Genomic DNA, 15,751 nt, shown 5'->3' on the forward strand with positions numbered 1-15,751 from the left:
TTGCGGGAATCATCGCTCCTGCGATCCCTGCGCCCCGGATCTGAGGCAACGCGGCTCTAAGCCGTTCTCGACAGATCGTCGGCTTTCGAAGTCCTGGCCCGCATTACCGCAAACTCGACGATGGCGATGCCGGCGACGATGCCGGCCAGATTGGCGGCGACGTCCTCCCACGATCCGGTACGGCCCGGCACAGCCATCTGCAGCAGCTCGATCATGATCGAGAACCCAAAAAGCGCCGCACCAAAAATCAGAGAACGCCGGAACAACAGAACACACAGCATCGCAAAGCCGGCGTAACAGGAGGCGTGCACAATCTGATCGAAGCCATAGTCGGAAGGCGGCGCAAAATCCGGGATCAAGGAGCCGGCCAGGATGCCCGCCCCGATCGCGGCCAGAACGGCGAGGCGGAGCCAGGACGGCAGCTTGGTTCGGAGTGTTCGCTGCATAGCTCTGAAATCCTTCCGGCTGGTTCCCGAGGGCATTCGCGACTCAGATGGCGGCGATTCGATCTATGGAGCAATGGGATAGCGCTTGCGGTCCAGCGCTCATTGCTCATCCTGCTTGCGACTTTCTGCAGCAGCAACCTCCATCGCGGCGGTGACGGCCGACACCCCTTGCCGCGCGAGGACGCCGATGCCGAAGCCGAGGATCGCGCCGGTTTTGAGCGAGAGCATCGCGCCGCCGAAGAGCGAGCCCATAAACAGGTAGACCATCACAGCGGCGCAGAGAAAGGAGGTTGCCGGCGCGCGCAGCGCGGCCCCGGAGGCCAGTTGAAAGAAGATGAAGCAGCCGATCAGCCCGACATGGGTGATGAGATTGACGAGGCCGGCATCGCCGAGATTGGTGGCGTCGATACCGCCGAGAAAGAGCTGAGCCGGCCCGGTGGCGGCGAGATCGCCATAGGTCCAGGCCAGACGCCCCCCCAAATCTCCACCGATAAGCCCGGCATTGGCGTAGACGAGGGCGCCGAGCACAAACAATGGAATCGGCAACACGCTGACGGCGCCGAGCGGGATGCGGCGAAGAAGCGGATATCCCAAGACGAGGGCCGTGCTCAACGCCACCGAAAGCCGGGTATCTGCGAGAATGCCGAGAAGCAGGCAGATCAGGATCGGAAGCACCTTTTTGGCGGCCGGCAGCGATGCATCGCTCAAGGTGAAGATCACCGCGATAGTGGCGAAATAGCCGAGTGACAGAGGCTCGATGAAGATCGAGCCCGCCCTGTGGCTTGCCCCAAACAGCGTTCCACCAATCCGATAGGCGCCCAGATAAAGATTGGCCTCGGCGTTGGTTCCTTCGCCGGTATTGGTCCAGCTCCGCGTGCTCGTGTAGTAGCTCAGCGGGTCGCAGAACGCGATGTACTGATCGGTGAAAGCGAGCTCGAAAATCGCGACGCCGAGGATGACCAGCAGAAGCTTCGAGACGATGCCGGCGATATTGGCGCGGCTCGACCAGCCCAGCAGCACGAATATGGGAATGAGGTAGAGCCTGTACACAAACGCCGTGTCGAACTTGTTCGTGTAGAGCGACGATAAGAGAAACAGCAGCGCCAGGGCGCCAGCCAAGATCAGATAGAACTTGTTGATGACGGGGTCCGTCAGCCAGAGGCCGAAGCCCGCACCGGCGATCGCCAGGTAGCACAGCGTGACCATGCCGGTGCTGACCGACATGACATGCGCATTCAGGACGGCGAGCAGAAAGTTGGAGAAAACCGCCGCAAGTAGGATCGCCAGAGTTAAGTAATGTCGCCAAGTGCCGGCTTGACGCGCCCCGCTGGGGCTGAGGGAATGCGCAAGGGGTGAACTCGATGATAGGCTCATCAAAACCTTCGCCAAACGGCCGGACTAGACGGCCAAATTCGTGACCTGCTTATACTTGCCAGCTTATACTTCCATCGGGATGGAATTCGTAACAGGCCAAATCCCTTTCCCCGCTCATAGCCCGCCGCCGGGACAGCGACGCGTCCCAACTCGTCCCGTTTGATTCCAGGCTTTTCATCCATGACAAGTATACTTGTCTTCCAGAACTACTTCACGCCCGCGCGGCATGCCTTGTTCGAACGCCTGTGCAAAAGAGGCGTCGCGCTCACCGCGCTCTATATGCATCTGCCGAGCGACGAAGGGCGCGCCTGGTCGCCGGTGGAAGATCCGCCCTACCCTGCGGTCCAGCTGCCGCATTTCTTCGTGGGCAAGACGCTGTTCTTCTGGGTTCCGATGCGGTTCTGGCGGGCCAATATCATCGTGCTCGACAACAATCCGAGCAATATCTGCATGATTTTGTGGAGCGCACTTTTCGCCCTATGCGGCTCCAGACTCGGCATGTGGGTGGAGCATATCCCGGATCGCTACAAGGGGCGGCTGAAGCTCGCCTATCAGGCGGCGTGCACGCGGCTCCTGGCGCTGCTCTGCCCGATCCGCATCGCCTTCTCAGACATGACGCGGCGCTATCTCGAGGATTACGGCATCGACAGAAACTTGCGCCGCATGGTGCAGGCGGTGCCGCCGCCGGGGAAACATGCGCCGGCTCGGCCGCCAGCTCCCTTGCGCCGCTTCGGTTATCTCGGCTCGGACGGACCGCGGAAGAATGTACAGGCGCTGATCGAGGCGTTCGGCGGGCTCGGTCGGGACGACGTTACGCTCAAGATCGCCGGCTTCACCGGCGAACAGGAAATGCCCGGCCTGGACTTTCTCGGCTATGTCGACGAGGCCAGCCGCGAAGCTTTCTTCCAATCTATCGATGTGCTGATCTTGCCCTCCCTCGCCGATCCTTGGGGCTTCGTGATCAACGAGGCGCTGGAGCGCGGCTGCCTGGCGGTGGCCTCGGAGCGCTGCGGCAGCGCCGAGCTGGTTGCGAAAATCTCGCCCGATCTCGTCTGCGGCATCACGCCGGCAGAGATCGGCACCTGTCTGGAAAAGCTGATCGCGCTCGACGCATCGGAGCTCGCCGCGCTACGCGCCAAGGTTCCGGACGCGCTTGCCGGCTATTCCATGGACGCCGCAACGAACCGCTTCGCCGGCATCGCGCGGGCACTCGCCGGCGGGGCGTCTTAGCAACCGGCTAATCGCTGGAATGGATGACACGCAGCCCGGGCTGCTCGGTACGCCGGCGATAGAGATAATCGTGGAAGGAGAGCTGGTCGACACGGTCGTAATGGCTGCCGAGCAGCTCGTCGACCGCGGCGAGATTGCCGGTCTCGACCAGGATATAGTCGATGATGTGGCGGTCCATATCGACGCCGCTCAGCACATTAAGCTCGTAGCCTTCCACATCGAGGGACAGGAGATCGACGCGGCTCAGGCTGTATTTGTCGAGCAGCGTGGAAAGGGCGTGGATCTCGCTCTCGAAGGGGATCGCCTCTTCACCCACCCAGCTGGCGCCGCTCTCGGCATGGGCCTTGGCGCCGCCCTCTTCCAGGTGGCTCCCCGGCGTATCTTCGGCGACGGTCATCAGGGCGCCGTAATAAAGCGTGGTGGTGGTGCCTTCCTGATCGAAGCCGCCGAGGGCGCAAGATTCCACGATGGCGTTGCGCTGCTTACGGCAGATCTCGGCGATCCACGGAATCGGCTCGATGAGGAGGCCGGACCAGCCGAGCTTGCGCTCCAGATACCAGGTGTTGGATTGCGAGAGCCCGTCATTGGCGCCCGCCTCGATGAACACGCCGCCCTTCCGGTCGCCGATATATTTCAACAACTTACGGTCGAGTTCGTTATGCGCCGGGAACTGGTCGACACCCAGCTTTTCGAGGCCGACGGTCAGATAGTAGCGCAGCCGTTTGCGTTGCTTGGCGTTGAGCAGCCGGCTGACGGAACGAATGAGAGTCTTCTTCAAGTCTTAGCCTTCCCGGCGGATCGCCATGAGGGATTTCGGAAGCGGGCCGAGCCATTCGAAGCGGATCTCCGCATCGGGAAACAGGGCTTTCATCTGAGCCCTGTCCAGCATGATGGCGTCTTGCACCGCACGCATCGCCTCGCCCATATCGGCGGCGCGCGGATAGTTGCCGAGCCGCATTTTCAGCATCAGCTTGGCGCGCCAGCTATCGGGCAGCCAGTGGTAGAGGGGCGCGATGGCATGGGGCTCGACCGGAAACCAGTAATAGGGCGTCTGGATGTAGTAGGCCGGCGCCAGGCGCCGCGCCGTCTCGGCGAAAGCCTCCATCTTCGGCCAAAGACCGACATGCTCGATGGTGGAGTTTGAATGGACGAGATCGAAGCTGCCGGATTCGAACTCTTCAAGCGCGCAGGCATCGCCCTGAACCACCTTGAACAGCGGCGAGGCGCTGGCTTGCTGAGGCTCGGGATTGATCAGCGCGATAGATACGCGGTGTTGCTGGAGATAGTCTGCGCCGAAAATCTTCCAATAGACCTCGCGCCCGCCGAGATCGGCGATGCGGACCTGCCCCTGCTTGGCGAAAACGGCTTCGATGAGATCGGCAATGACCTGCTTTCGTGCAGACCGGAAGCGCGATCCTAGGGAGTTCGGGTTGTCGTAATTTACGAGGTCCGTGAGCTGGCTCATTTCGTTCCGCGTTCTCCGCCTGTCAATTGCTCTTGGAGCATAGGCCGGGCTGGCAGGGAGACATCTCCTCCGCCCGCACCAAGGCTTCGACCTTGCGTGCAATCCCCGTCCAATCGAAGCGCGCGCCATAGGCCTTCGCGTCATGCCGCGGCTGGGTTGCCGCCTCTTGCAGAAGCGCGGCGACCTCGCTCGGCGTTGCGGTGCCGGAGACAAATTTGGCCCAAGGCGCGGCAACAGAACGGTGGATGGGAAGATCGGAGCAGACGATGGGACAGCCCTCGATCCCCGCCTCCACCAGCGGCATGTTGAAGCCTTCGGCGTGAGACAAGGAAACGAAGGCGGCGCAGTTGCGGTAGAGCCAGGCAAGCTGCCCGTCGCTGGCATCGTCGAGCCAGAGCAGGCGCTTCTCCGGGCCGGCAGTCTGGCGCAGCCTTTCCACCACATCGCCCCAGCCGGGGCGGCCGGCGACGACCAGCGTGTAGGGCGCATCCCCCGCCGCCGCCAGCATGTCGAGCACGCCGTCGTAATTCTTGCGCGGCTCGACGGTGCCGACGGCAAGGACAAAAGGGCTCCCGTCCAAGGCAGCGACAGGTTCCGGCGCGAGGGTGCGCAAATCGAGACCGGGCGCATTGCCGACGCAGTCAAAATCCAGTCCGAACAGGCTGCTCAGCTCTTTGGCGGTGAGCTCTGTGGGGGCAGCGCGCACATCGTAGCGGCGCAGCATCCACTTCTCGACGGTTTTGAACAGCAGCTTGCCCTGCCAGCTATTGCCGGCATCGCGCGTCCAGGGGAAGCTGTCATGAATGATGCGCAGCAGCTTCTGGCGAGTCAGCAGAAATAGGGGCGATGCCGGATAGCTTGGGCAGACGACCGTGACCGGCTCGCCCGCGGCGAGCTTGGCGGCGATGCGCGGCATGGCAAACCAGCCGCCCAGTGCATTCGAGACCGGCACCACGCCTTTGCCGGAGATAAGCGCCGGGTCCATCACCACCGCATGAGTATCCGGCTCGGCCTCGCGCATCGCCTCGAACAGATTGATGCCATAGCGCTCGATGCCGGTGGTCTCGGGGCGGCGGGTGGCGAGGACGAGGTCGAAGACGATCATTCAGCAGGCCGTGGCATCGCCGGACGATGCCCCCCGTTTGAAGACCGTCCACAGAAGCAGCCGCCAGACGGCGGCCGGGTAAAGCAGACAATAGCGGGCGAAAAGTCGCCGCGGCTCCTGGGCGAAGCGGAAGGCCCATTCGAGGCCGAGCTTCTGGATCAGGCGCGGCGCGCGGCGCTTCAGCCCGCCGAGCATCTCGAAGGATCCGCCGATCCCGATCACCACCGCGCTGGGCAGCTCGGCGAGCACAGCTTGGCCGACGATATCTTGCTTGGGCACGCCGAGCGCAATGAAGACGAGCTGCGGCCCGGCCGCGGCTACATCCTTCGCCACTCGGCTAAGCCCCTCCGGATCGGTGGGGATGATGTCCGAGTTGAGATAGGCAATCCGATCTTCGGAGACGCCATATTTCGCCAGCGCCAGCTTCGGATCGACGCCGCCGATAATGCCGAAGGAGACCCCCTCGCCGCGCTGCAGCAAGGTCTCGACGAGATCGACTCCGGCGATGCGCTCTTGCGCGATGCGCGAACCGCTCGTCATCCGGCAAGCCCAGTGCACCGGCGCACCGTCGGCGCAAATCATCTCCGCGGAGCGGATCATCCCGCCATAGACGGGATCGCGGGCGGCACGGCCGAGATGCTCCATGTTCAGGGTCACGGCATGGCCGCCCTGCCCCGATCTGGCGCGCTGCAGCAGAAGCTCGGCGAAACGGTCCGCCGTCGTGGCCGTCACGTCGAAGCCGAGCAGATCCACCACGGCCATATCCGTGTCGCCCGGTTTTGCGATTTCACCGCCCGACGGCGAGACTTTTGCCGTCATCGCCCTGCCCCCCGCATGGCTTGGCCCCATATGGCTTGCCCCGTATGACTTGCCCCGTACGACTGGCTCCAGCCGCGGCGCGAGATCCACAAATCCCTTGAGGCCCGCGTCGACGAAAATCGACAATCAATTCTGCGAAGCACAGCGTCAGGCACGAAGTGAAGGACTAGTCGAATCGGCGTGGCCATCCGGGCCAAGTATTAATGTATATTACGATATCAGTCCGAGGGGCGCGATCCCAACAGAAGAGTTGGCGAAATGAACAGATTCATCGAAAAAAGAGCGGCGTTAGGCCCCTACGGATACCCGCCACAAAACGCGCCACACCTGCTGCGGCGGACAATCGACTAATCTACTTGGAGTACCGGCCGATTCGCGCTTGAGAGTCGAATGACGCAGTGATCGCGGTTATTTTCCGGTATGCGAGATTTACGCAACGTGAGCGCTGGGGGCTAGAAAATGGATGGGCGCATTCGCCATATTATTTATCAGCATATTCATGGCATCGCGCTGGATGCGCGTCAGGCGTTCCAGAAACTTACTGGGCAAGATAAAGCGCTAAAATCTCAGACATTCATCTGTGGCTGTCCGCATAGCGGAACAACGCTGATGGCGAATATGTTTGCGGCGCATCCGCAAGTTTTCATTCCGATGCGCGAGACCGAGATTTTCCACTTCACTGCTGAGACCCGCCGCGGGCTGAGGAACCTGCAAGAGCAGGCCAAGCTCGCCGGCAAGCCGCATCTCGCCGAGAAAACGCCGATCCATGTGTTCTCGCTGGACCGGATCCGGGAGCTGGTCCCGGGCGCGACATTCGTCATCATGATGCGCGACGGGCGCGATGTCGCCGCCTCCTTCGTGAAGCGCTGGGGCAATGCCGATGGCGGTTTCCGCAACTGGGTCGATGCGAGCGAGATCGCAACCGAGGCGCGAGGCGCGGACGACGCCATCGTGGTCCGTTACGAGGATCTGATCGCCGATCCGCAAGACGTGCTGGAGAAGGTTTGCGGCTTCGTTGGCATGCCCTTCGATCCGGCCATGCTGGAATATTACAAGGTGCAACGCTCCTGGTTCGGCGTGAAGCGGCCGGAGAAGACGGGCGGCAAGGACGGGGTGGAGCACAAAACGCTGCGGAGCTGGCAGGTGAACCAGCCGATTTTCGACGGCCGGGGCGGCTGGCGGAAGATCCTCCGCGATGAGGATGTGGCCCGCTTCAAGACGTCTCCGGCAAACGAGCTGATGCAGCGTTTCGGCTACGCCGTCGAATAGGCCGGCGGCGCCTCTACAAGAAACGCTTCAACGGCCGGGTCAGAACCCGGCCCAACTTTCCTGCGACACGCGCGGGAGTGTAACGGGCCATTTTATCGGTCCGGCTGAGCGCCCGCAGCTCGGGCGCGATGGCTTGCCTGAAAATCGCAAGATCGCCGCGCTGCTTGGCCTGGCGGAACGCGTCGTGGCTGCGCATGGCGAGACGCTCGCGGATGCGAATAATGCGCTTGCGCAGCATGGAGACACGGAGAGAGCCCGGCGCGATGCGCTTGCGCGGCACGTGCTCGCCGCGACGCAGAGCATTTTTCAGCCGCACCGAAAGCCCCAAATGGCGATGGCGGAAATTGCCGCCCTGCGAGGCGAGGAGATCGGCCATGGCGAGCGGCTCGAACACGATCTCGGACGACCGCAGGCCCTCCTCGAAGATGGCCTGAAGCTCGGGGTTGCGGCAGACGACGATATTGGTGCCGCGCCAGTCTTTCGCGAAGCGATCGACCCAGGCATCGCCGAAGCAGACATCGGCCGTCTCGGCGAAAATGTCGTCGCAGAAATCGCAGGCGCGGAGCTGGAACAGCGCATGGCCCCAATTGCCGCCGAGCATGGTGAGCGAGGTGGCGTAGCGCCAGTCGGAAGAGCCGCGGCGCAAGGCGCCGAACTCGTAGCGGTTGGCCGGCTGATCGGGAACCTTATGGCGGAAGTCGACGCGCGCCAGCTCGTCCGGGCTCACCCCGACCTGCCAAGCCATCAGCTCGGCGAAGCCGGAGCTCTTCAGATGGCCGCAGACGAGCCCCAGAAAATAGCCGAGCTGCTCGGAGAGGACGGGATCGGACTTGGCGAGAAGGCGCGCCGCCTTGATGAAGCACGGCACGCCGACAAGCGCGTAGCGTTTGCCGTCGCCGCGCACGGCGCGAAGCGCAGCGGAGAGCTCGGTGGAGTAATATTGCGACTTGCGCCGCTGCAGCAGCTCCTCGGTGCTGGTGGAGACGCAGTAATCGAACAGCCGCCCCTCTTCGCGCCCCTCGCCGACATGGATCACCCCGTCGATCATGCCACGCTCCAGCAATTGGATCAGCAGCCAGCTGGTCAGCCCGCCGGAGCTGCTGTCGGTCACCGTTTCGGTGTCGGCGACGCGCCCTGCGTTCAGGGAAAGATAGTATCCGGTGCGGGGGTCCTGCGCCTGACCGCTTTTGCCGAACAGCTCTTCGGCGATGGCGGTCTCGTCGGGGGCGGCATCGGAGAACGGGCAGACCGCGCCGAGCTCGGCTCGCTCCACGGGGCCGACCTCTTCCAGCGAGGCCTCGTAAGCACCGCTCTCGTTCAGGCGCATGGTCACCGAGCCGCACGCCACCGCACAGCCGCCGCAGCCGACGCAAAGCCCGCGCTGCACCACGTCGGAAATCGAAAACCCGTCGGCGCGCGCCTCGCTAGGAACCGCCATTGCCGATCTCTCCACCGGTCTGCTCGCGCTGGCGAACGGGGCGAAAGCCCTGATGCGCCACTGGCGAATACCGGTTTGCAAACTCATGGCAGAGATCTCCTCAAGCGGCCTCTAGGATGGTCTTCAGGCGCTCGAAGCTGGTGAGCGCCCGCTGCTTCATTTCCGCGGCGCGATCGGTGGTTCGCGGCATGTCTTGTGCGATGGCGAAGGCGGCGCCGATCTTGTCCGCGGTCATGTCGACGACATCGATGGCGAGATCCTTGGAGATATCCTCGCCGTAATAGTCGCGGAAGATGGCGAAGGACTTGCGGGAATAGCCGATGGCGACGGCGGGCACGCCTTGCGAGAGCGCGGCGATGGTGGCGTGGGTGCGCGCGCCGACCAGCACATCGCACAGCGCCACGATGCCCTTGAACTCGCTCGCCGAGAGCGGCAGGGAGAGCACCAGATTGCGCTCCGGATGCTCGAGCTGGCGCAGCACCTCGGTGCAGGCGAACAGATCGTTGGCCTCGATGGCGATGTTCTGCACGTGGGGAATGAGGATCGCGGCATAGCCATTGGCGTTGAGCTCGTTCACGAACTTCGCCGTCTCGCCGATATAGTCGACCTTCCCCTCCGCACCGCGATAGCCGACGATGCCGGCGCTGACCGAGACGCCGACGAGCTTCTTTCCCTCGATGGGGAAGTGATGCTCCACCTCCAGGATCCGGCGCGCCGCGTCGGCGTCGATGCTGGGCAGCAGGAAGGCCACATCGGCCGCCTGATGCACAGGGATCTCGGGCGCGATCTTCTGCAGATACTCCAGGCTGTCGCTCTCGCGCACGGTGCACATGGCAATCGCGCCGGCATGCTTCCTCAGATAGGCCTCCTCCGCCGGGGCGAAGGGTCCCATGGTCTGGGCCATGAAGAACACCGGCTTGCCGAGATGCAGGATATGGCAGTGGGAGCGGAAATTGCTCGGCCCGTAATCGCCGGTAAACACGTCGCCGCCCGTGGCGACGATGATGTCCGCATCGGACAAGGCTGTGAGGCTGCGGCGGGAGATCGCGCCGGGTTTTTCCGACGGCAGAAGCGTCTTCTCGGCAAGGCGCGCCATGCGGATCTGCGGCCCTTGCAGCGCCTTGAGGCGCAGGGGCGAGGGCCAGGACAGGGGATGGGCATCATAGGTGGCGGCAACGTCGTCGCCGAAGATCTTCCGGTCGTATTTGGCATCGGCGCTATGCAGCGAGATCTTCGCCGCATCGCGCCCGATCACCGTGTGGATGCCATCGATTATGGAGCGGACAAGCGCTTCGCAACCGCGATTGCGCGCGCCGGTCATGCTGGCTATCGCAACGTTATGCACCATTCCCCCTTACGGTCCCGGCGAAGGCGCCATCGCTCGCTGATGGCATGACGGGACGCTGTCGCCCGGCTCGCTATCCGAATGGGACGGTGACGAAGCCAAGGCGTTTCTTCATCGCTACGAGCATCGAAATATTCGCGACACAGAGGCTTGTGGCGGTCGCGATCGCGGCTCCCTCCGTGCCGAATTGCGGAACCAGCAGAAAATCCAGGCCGATATTGACGGCGATGGCGAGGATCGCGCCGAGCGCGGCATCGAACTCGAAGCCGCTCATCTTCAACACCAGCCCGACCGGCCCGCTCACCACGCTGAACAGCTGCCCGGCGGCGAGAATGGCGAGCGGGGTCGCCGCGACCGCATAGCTGGCGCCGAACAGCAGGCTCAAGATCGTGCCGCCGAAAAAGATGCAGATGGCGGCGAAAGGCACGCTGAACACCATGCTGGCATAGACCGAGCGGTGGGTGATGCGCCGCAGCCGGTCGAGTTCTCCGCCATGGAACAGGGCCGAGAAATGCGGCGCGAGGACCACGTCCATGAACGACACTGCCAGCGGCACCTGCAGGGCGATGAGGAAGGCGGCGCGGTAGACACCGACATCGCTGGAATCGCGATAGAAGCCGAGGAAGATCAGATCGGCCTCCGCGTTGATCACGCCGACGCCGCCGATCAGAGCAAAGGGCAGCAGGCTGCGCAGCCAGGCCTTGGTGTCGTAACTCGCCTGGATGCCGCGCATCTCGGTGGGGAAGCAGCGGACCAGCAGCCAATATCCGACGATGAAGGCGATCAGGGCGGAAAGGACGTTCAAGGCCATCGCCGACCAGGGCTGGAGGCCGACGGTCAGAAGAGCGATGCCGGTGGCGAGGAAAAACACGCCCGGCCGGATCAGCCGTTCCGGCAACTGCCCCTGCAGCACATGGCCGAGCCCTTGCAGCACGCTGGCACGGATGCGGCCTAAGGAAACGATGGGAATCAGCGCGAAGGCGATGATCACGGTGACGCCGATTTTATGCTCGCCGGCATCCGGCCAAAGCAGCAGCCAGGCGGCGAGGCCCGCGCCGAACAGCAGGACGATGGCGAAGGTGATCTGATTGGCGCGCAGGATCACGCCGCGCATCAGGTTCCATTCACCGCGCGCCCGGTATTTGGCGACCTCGCGCAAGACGAGCGTGGCGAGGCCAAGCTCGGTGAGCACGGAGAGGATGTTGACCATGGCCATGGCGAAGGCATAGACGCCGAACGCCGCCGGCCCCAGGAAGCGGGCAAGGAGACTGGTGGTGACGAAGGCAAGCAGCATCGTAGCCATACGCAGCCCGGCCGTGCCGAAAAATCCGCTGGCGATACGGCGGAACAGGACGCCGTTCGGATCGGCGCCGGTCAGGCGGCTGATCAGTGCCAAGAACCGGCCCACAGGGCGCGCCTCGGCGGGGGCGGCATCGCCGCCGGCTTCTGAGGAGAGCACCGGCTTCATGCCCCACCCCTGACGCTTTTCAGCTTCGGCGCGGCCTTCAACTCCCGCGGCGGGGCACCGCGCACGAAGGGCGACTGGGGCAGCAGCAGCGGTCCGAGCAGCAGCGCCCAGAGACGGATGACCGTCCATTTGGCTTCGCGGAATTTCAGCCGCAGGGCGGCGATCAAGATCTTCGCCAGCGTCTTGGCCAGCACCACCGCATAGCGCAGATAGAAGCCATAGCGCAGCAGCACCAGGCCATTGCCGAAGGCATAGAAGGCGATCTTGTTGCCGTAGCTGTCATCCAGGATGAGCGGCGGATGATCGAGCTCCAGATCGGCATGGCGGATGCCCTTGACGCCGCCGATGACCAGACGCAGGCCGAGATCGTGCCCCTCGCTGGAGGCATGCAGGCAGCCCGGCCCCAGGCGCTCGTCATAGCGATAGGCGAGGAACAGCTGCCGCGGAATGAGCAGACCCGGCTCCCAGAATTCGCGCACGCCGCCAGGGGTATCGTAGAGGAAGCTCTGCTCGATGCGCGGGGCCACGGAGATCTCGCCGGAGGTGCGGACATTGGCGATGGCGAATTGGCAATCGTTCTCGGCGAGATAGCGGGCGGCGCGGCGAAGATAATCGGAACCGACCGGCACGGTGTCGTCATCGAGGAACCAAAGCCAGTCGGAAGTGGCGAATTCCGCACCGGCATTCCTCGCATGCGAGCTCGCCTTGGTTCCGCTCAAGATCACCCGCAAGCCCCGATATCCAGACGGGATCAGAGGCGAATCCGGATCGCCCTGCCAAACGACGACAATCTCTTCGACCTCTTCGATCTGCTCGAGCGCAGCCAGCACCTCCTCGAGGCGCTCGCTCTTATCGGGACCGCCGATGGTCGCCAAGACGACGGATGCGCGGATCGTCTCTTGCGTCATCGCCGGCGCCGTCCCATCCGAAATCTTCTGCGAACCATCTCGATTGCCTCCGCCCCCAACACGGCTATTGCTCGGCGAGCCCCAGCCGCTTCAGACGGTAGGGCTTAATGTCGTAATATGTTGCCAGCGTCTCGCCGATCTCGTGCCGCTCGGTCTCAGGAATCCCGGCCGATGCCCGGCGATAGCGCTCCGCGCTTACGGCATTGATGCGCGGCGCCACCGTTGCCGTGTCACGTATGATCGACCTGCGTAACTCGGGAGTGAGAATGTCCCATCGCGAAATGCCGAGGATCGCCCTCTCCTGCATGATGTAAGCTTCATTCGGCGCGGTGAGCTGCGACATCAGCAAGGCGGCGTTGAATTCCTCCGGCGGTCTGTTTTTGCGCAAATCCGCAAGCCACAGCCAGAAGCCCGACGAGCTCGGATTCTGGCGAAGCTCCTGATCGACGATCAGCACGATCTGGTCTTGCAGCTTGGCGGCGAAGGGCCGGGTGTCTCCCTCGCCTGCCGCTGCGTCCTGCGCCGTTCCGGCATCCGAAGCGGCCGGCTCGGATGAGGCCAGCCAGCTCGGCGGAAGCACCGCGGAGAAGAACAGCTGGCCGCCAACCACGGCAAGAGCCACGCCGATCAAGAGGCTTCCTGTCACCGCCAGCCATCTCATTGCGTGTAGTACTTCTGATAGTAGCTCGTCCCGTAATAGGCATGACGGCCGTAGCGGGCGGCTTGGCTCTCATCGATCATATTCAGCGCGAGGCCGGCGATCTTCTTCTCCTTGGCGAGCTTTTTCAGCGCCTCGCCGACCATATCGCGAGGCGTCGATCCCCATCGCGTCACCAGCACGACCTTGTCGACCATCCTGGAGACGATCACCGAGTCGATGACCGGCCCGACCGGCGGGGTGTCGAAAATCACCAGATCGTAGAATTCGGCAAAGCTGGCGATGGTCTCCTTCATCCGGACGGAGTTCAGAAGATCCGGCGGATTGCTGGTCTTGGTGGCGCCGCTACCGATGACGCAGACCCCACCGGCATCGCGATATTTGTGGACCACGCGCTGTAGCTCGACCTGCTGCATCAGATAGTCCACCAGGCCCGGCGTCTTCTCCAGGCTGAAGGATTTGGTCAGGCTCGGCCGCCGCAGATCGCAATCGACCAGCAGGACCCGGGACCCGCCCGCCGCGGCGGAGAACGCCAGAGCGGTGGCGATGGTGGTCTTGCCTTCGCCCGGCATGGCGGAAGTCACCATGACCAGCTTCGGCGGGTTGTCGATATCGGCCATCTCGATGCCGGTGCGCAAATAGCGGATGGATTCGCTGAAGCGCGAGAACGGCTTGGCGAGACAGAGCTGCTGCGGCGTCAGATTCCGCCCCTGCCATTCGAGATCGGTGTCATCCAGAAACGCGATGGAGCTGAGCACCGGCAGATGCAGCTGCTCCTCGAGCTGCCGGGGCGAGGTGAACCCCGGATTGAACAGCTCCAGCAGGAAGGCACCTCCGGCCCCCAGCCCGACGCCGAGAAGCATGGCGACGGCGAGGAACAGACGCTTGTTCGGATAGCTCGGCCCTCCCGGCGGCGTCGCGGCGGAGATGATCCTGGAGCCTTGCGCCTGATAGCTCTTCTCCTCCTCGGTCACCTTGGCGCGGGACAAGAACTGCTCGTAGAGGGTCTTGTTGGCGGCGGCCTCGCGCTCCAGCTCGCGTAGGCGGATCGAGCTTGCATTGTCGAGACCGGTCTCGCCGGTCAGCTCGCGCAAGCTTTGCTGCAGCGATTGCTCGCGGGAGCGCGCCACCTCGTAATTGTTCTTCAGATTGTCGATGATGCGGTGGACTTCGGCATCGATCTGGTTGCGAATGGCGGCCTGTTCGGCGCGGACATTCACCACCAAAGGATGACGATCGCCGTATTTGGTGACCAGATCGGCTTCGCGGGCGGAGACCTCGGCCTCTTGCTGGCGCAAGGAGGCGATGACCGGCGACTTCACGACGTCCGGAACCGAATCCAGCTTGCCGCCGCCTTCGAGCAGCCTATTCGCCTGTTCCCATTTCGCTCTGCTTTCCGCCGCCTCGGCGCGGGCGGAGACCAGCTTGGCGTTGATCTCCGAAAGCTGCTGCTCGTTGATGGTGCCGGTATTGGTGGCGACGAGATGATGCTCGGTGCGGAAGGTCTCGACCGCGCGTTCCGATTTGCGCAGCTGCTCGCGAATAGTTTGCAGCCGTTCGTTGAGCCAGGCGGATGAGCGCTTTGCTGCTTCGTAGCTGGCTTCGAGCTGGTCGACGATATAGGCGTCGGCGACGGCATTGGCCAAGTCGGCGGCCCGTTTCGGGCTTTTCGAGGTGACCGCAATCTTCAGGATATAGGTGCGCCCCTGCCTTGCGACGTCCACGGCGTTGGCAAGCTTGCCGGTCGAAGCAACCTGGGCCATCCGATCTCGGCTCGGGTCGGCTTTCTCGTCCGCACTGGAAAACAGCGAGGCGAAGAAACCAGGCTTGCCGGCGCTGCTGCCGAATTCCGGATCGTCTATCAGGGTCTCCTTCTCCACGACCCGGCGCAGAAGCGAATGGGATTTGATCAGCGCGACCTGGCTGTCGACCATCGCCGTGTCCAGGGCGATATCGGACAAGGCCGATTGCCCTCCCAGAGCGCTGCGTTCGGGCGGATCGAGAAGGATCTGGGCGGCGGCGGTATAGCGCGCCGGGATACTGGAGATCACCACCAGGGCAAGTAACAGGACGATGCCCGTCGTGCCCGCGATAAATCTCCAGCGCCTCAGGAAGAAGTCGTAGACTTCCCGAATATCGAGGCGATCCGTGGCGGCCCCCACCACCTGCATTGGGATGCGACCATGCATAGGACGCTATATTCCCCCGCTCCAATTCAGCCGGACG

14 protein-coding genes are annotated in these 15,751 nt (G+C 63.4%); 2 read left to right on the forward strand and 12 right to left on the reverse strand.

Translation table 11 applies throughout. From position 1 onward, the window contains the following. Window positions 1-56: 56 nt before the first annotated feature. A complete protein-coding gene (locus HT051_RS12495) occupies window positions 57-446 on the reverse strand; it encodes a VanZ family protein (RefSeq protein ID WP_174542341.1) in 390 nt (129 codons plus the stop codon). Window positions 447-545: 99 nt separating this feature from the next. Continuing rightward, a complete protein-coding gene (locus HT051_RS12500) occupies window positions 546-1,835 on the reverse strand; it encodes a hypothetical protein (RefSeq protein ID WP_208454320.1) in 1,290 nt (429 codons plus the stop codon). Between the two features lie 165 nt (window positions 1,836-2,000). Here HT051_RS12500 and HT051_RS12505 point away from each other — a divergent pair, with 165 nt between their 5' ends. Next, window positions 2,001-3,050, forward strand: a complete 1,050-nt coding sequence (locus HT051_RS12505) for a glycosyltransferase family 4 protein (RefSeq protein ID WP_174542343.1) — start codon at window positions 2,001-2,003, stop codon at window positions 3,048-3,050. Window positions 3,051-3,057: 7 nt separating this feature from the next. Here HT051_RS12505 and HT051_RS12510 read toward each other — a convergent pair whose 3' ends face one another. Genes HT051_RS12510 through HT051_RS12525 form a run of 4 tightly spaced genes read right to left on the reverse strand, consistent with a single transcriptional unit; the run spans window position 3,058 to window position 6,439 of the window. Then, a complete protein-coding gene (locus HT051_RS12510; protein WP_174542344.1) occupies window positions 3,058-3,828 on the reverse strand; it encodes an FkbM family methyltransferase in 771 nt (256 codons plus the stop codon). A gap of 3 nt (window positions 3,829-3,831) precedes the next feature. After that, on the reverse strand, window positions 3,832-4,515 hold the full coding sequence (locus HT051_RS12515; protein ID WP_174542345.1) for a class I SAM-dependent methyltransferase: 684 nt from the start codon (window positions 4,513-4,515) through the stop codon (window positions 3,832-3,834). A 22-nt stretch (window positions 4,516-4,537) separates the two neighbouring features. Continuing rightward, a complete protein-coding gene (locus HT051_RS12520; RefSeq protein ID WP_174542346.1) occupies window positions 4,538-5,620 on the reverse strand; it encodes a glycosyltransferase in 1,083 nt (360 codons plus the stop codon). Then, window positions 5,621-6,439, reverse strand: coding sequence for a WecB/TagA/CpsF family glycosyltransferase (locus tag HT051_RS12525; protein WP_174542347.1), 819 nt, complete (start codon window positions 6,437-6,439; stop codon window positions 5,621-5,623). Between the two features lie 609 nt (window positions 6,440-7,048). Here HT051_RS12525 and HT051_RS12530 point away from each other — a divergent pair. Further along, entirely contained in the window at window positions 7,049-7,708 is a 660-nt protein-coding gene (locus tag HT051_RS12530) for a sulfotransferase (RefSeq protein ID WP_246810082.1), read from the forward strand. Window positions 7,709-7,721: 13 nt separating this feature from the next. Here the strand turns inward: HT051_RS12530 and HT051_RS12535 are convergent, their stop codons facing one another. The 6 genes from HT051_RS12535 to HT051_RS12560 form a co-directional block, all read right to left on the reverse strand. Further along, on the reverse strand, window positions 7,722-9,146 hold the full coding sequence (locus HT051_RS12535; RefSeq protein WP_174542349.1) for a Coenzyme F420 hydrogenase/dehydrogenase, beta subunit C-terminal domain: 1,425 nt from the start codon (window positions 9,144-9,146) through the stop codon (window positions 7,722-7,724). Between the two features lie 100 nt (window positions 9,147-9,246). After that, window positions 9,247-10,494 carry a polysaccharide pyruvyl transferase family protein gene (locus tag HT051_RS12540; RefSeq protein WP_174542350.1) on the reverse strand — a complete coding sequence of 416 codons (1,248 nt, stop codon included), beginning with the start codon at window positions 10,492-10,494 and terminating at the stop codon, window positions 9,247-9,249. Between the two features lie 70 nt (window positions 10,495-10,564). After that, window positions 10,565-11,959: a flippase gene (locus tag HT051_RS12545; RefSeq protein ID WP_174542351.1), complete on the reverse strand. Its 1,395-nt coding sequence runs from the start codon at window positions 11,957-11,959 to the stop codon at window positions 10,565-10,567. Beyond that, window positions 11,956-12,867 (reverse strand): glycosyltransferase family 2 protein, encoded by a 912-nt coding sequence (locus tag HT051_RS12550; protein WP_174542352.1) that lies wholly within the window; start codon window positions 12,865-12,867, stop codon window positions 11,956-11,958. Before HT051_RS12550 ends, HT051_RS12545 begins: the two co-directional genes overlap by 4 nt. A gap of 64 nt (window positions 12,868-12,931) precedes the next feature. Further along, complete coding sequence (locus HT051_RS12555) at window positions 12,932-13,528, reverse strand: hypothetical protein (protein ID WP_208454321.1); 597 nt, start codon at window positions 13,526-13,528, stop codon at window positions 12,932-12,934. After that, window positions 13,525-15,714 (reverse strand): polysaccharide biosynthesis tyrosine autokinase, encoded by a 2,190-nt coding sequence (locus tag HT051_RS12560; protein ID WP_174542354.1) that lies wholly within the window; start codon window positions 15,712-15,714, stop codon window positions 13,525-13,527. The genes HT051_RS12555 and HT051_RS12560 overlap by 4 nt, the downstream gene beginning before the upstream one ends. Window positions 15,715-15,751: the final 37 nt, after the last annotated feature.

The sequence above is a fragment of the Methyloligella sp. GL2 genome (assembly GCF_013341275.1).
Taxonomy (GTDB): Bacteria; Pseudomonadota; Alphaproteobacteria; order Rhizobiales; family Methyloligellaceae; genus Methyloligella.

What these genes read in the sequence shown, in the direction of transcription:
- HT051_RS12520 (WP_174542346.1), bottom strand. Translation starts at nt 5,620, where the DNA reads ATGATCGTCTTCGACCTCGTCCTCGCCACCCGCCGCCCCGAGACCACC.
- HT051_RS12530 (WP_246810082.1), top strand. Translation starts at nt 7,049, where the DNA reads ATGGCGAATATGTTTGCGGCGCATCCGCAAGTTTTCATTCCGATGCGC.
- HT051_RS12515 (WP_174542345.1), bottom strand. Translation starts at nt 4,515, where the DNA reads ATGAGCCAGCTCACGGACCTCGTAAATTACGACAACCCGAACTCCCTA.
- HT051_RS12535 (WP_174542349.1), bottom strand. Translation starts at nt 9,146, where the DNA reads ATGGCGGTTCCTAGCGAGGCGCGCGCCGACGGGTTTTCGATTTCCGAC.
- HT051_RS12550 (WP_174542352.1), bottom strand. Translation starts at nt 12,867, where the DNA reads ATGACGCAAGAGACGATCCGCGCATCCGTCGTCTTGGCGACCATCGGC.
- HT051_RS12540 (WP_174542350.1), bottom strand. Translation starts at nt 10,494, where the DNA reads ATGGTGCATAACGTTGCGATAGCCAGCATGACCGGCGCGCGCAATCGC.
- HT051_RS12545 (WP_174542351.1), bottom strand. Translation starts at nt 11,959, where the DNA reads ATGAAGCCGGTGCTCTCCTCAGAAGCCGGCGGCGATGCCGCCCCCGCC.
- HT051_RS12495 (WP_174542341.1), bottom strand. Translation starts at nt 446, where the DNA reads ATGCAGCGAACACTCCGAACCAAGCTGCCGTCCTGGCTCCGCCTCGCC.
- HT051_RS12525 (WP_174542347.1), bottom strand. Translation starts at nt 6,439, where the DNA reads ATGACGGCAAAAGTCTCGCCGTCGGGCGGTGAAATCGCAAAACCGGGC.
- HT051_RS12505 (WP_174542343.1), top strand. Translation starts at nt 2,001, where the DNA reads ATGACAAGTATACTTGTCTTCCAGAACTACTTCACGCCCGCGCGGCAT.
- HT051_RS12560 (WP_174542354.1), bottom strand. Translation starts at nt 15,714, where the DNA reads ATGCATGGTCGCATCCCAATGCAGGTGGTGGGGGCCGCCACGGATCGC.
- HT051_RS12555 (WP_208454321.1), bottom strand. Translation starts at nt 13,528, where the DNA reads ATGAGATGGCTGGCGGTGACAGGAAGCCTCTTGATCGGCGTGGCTCTT.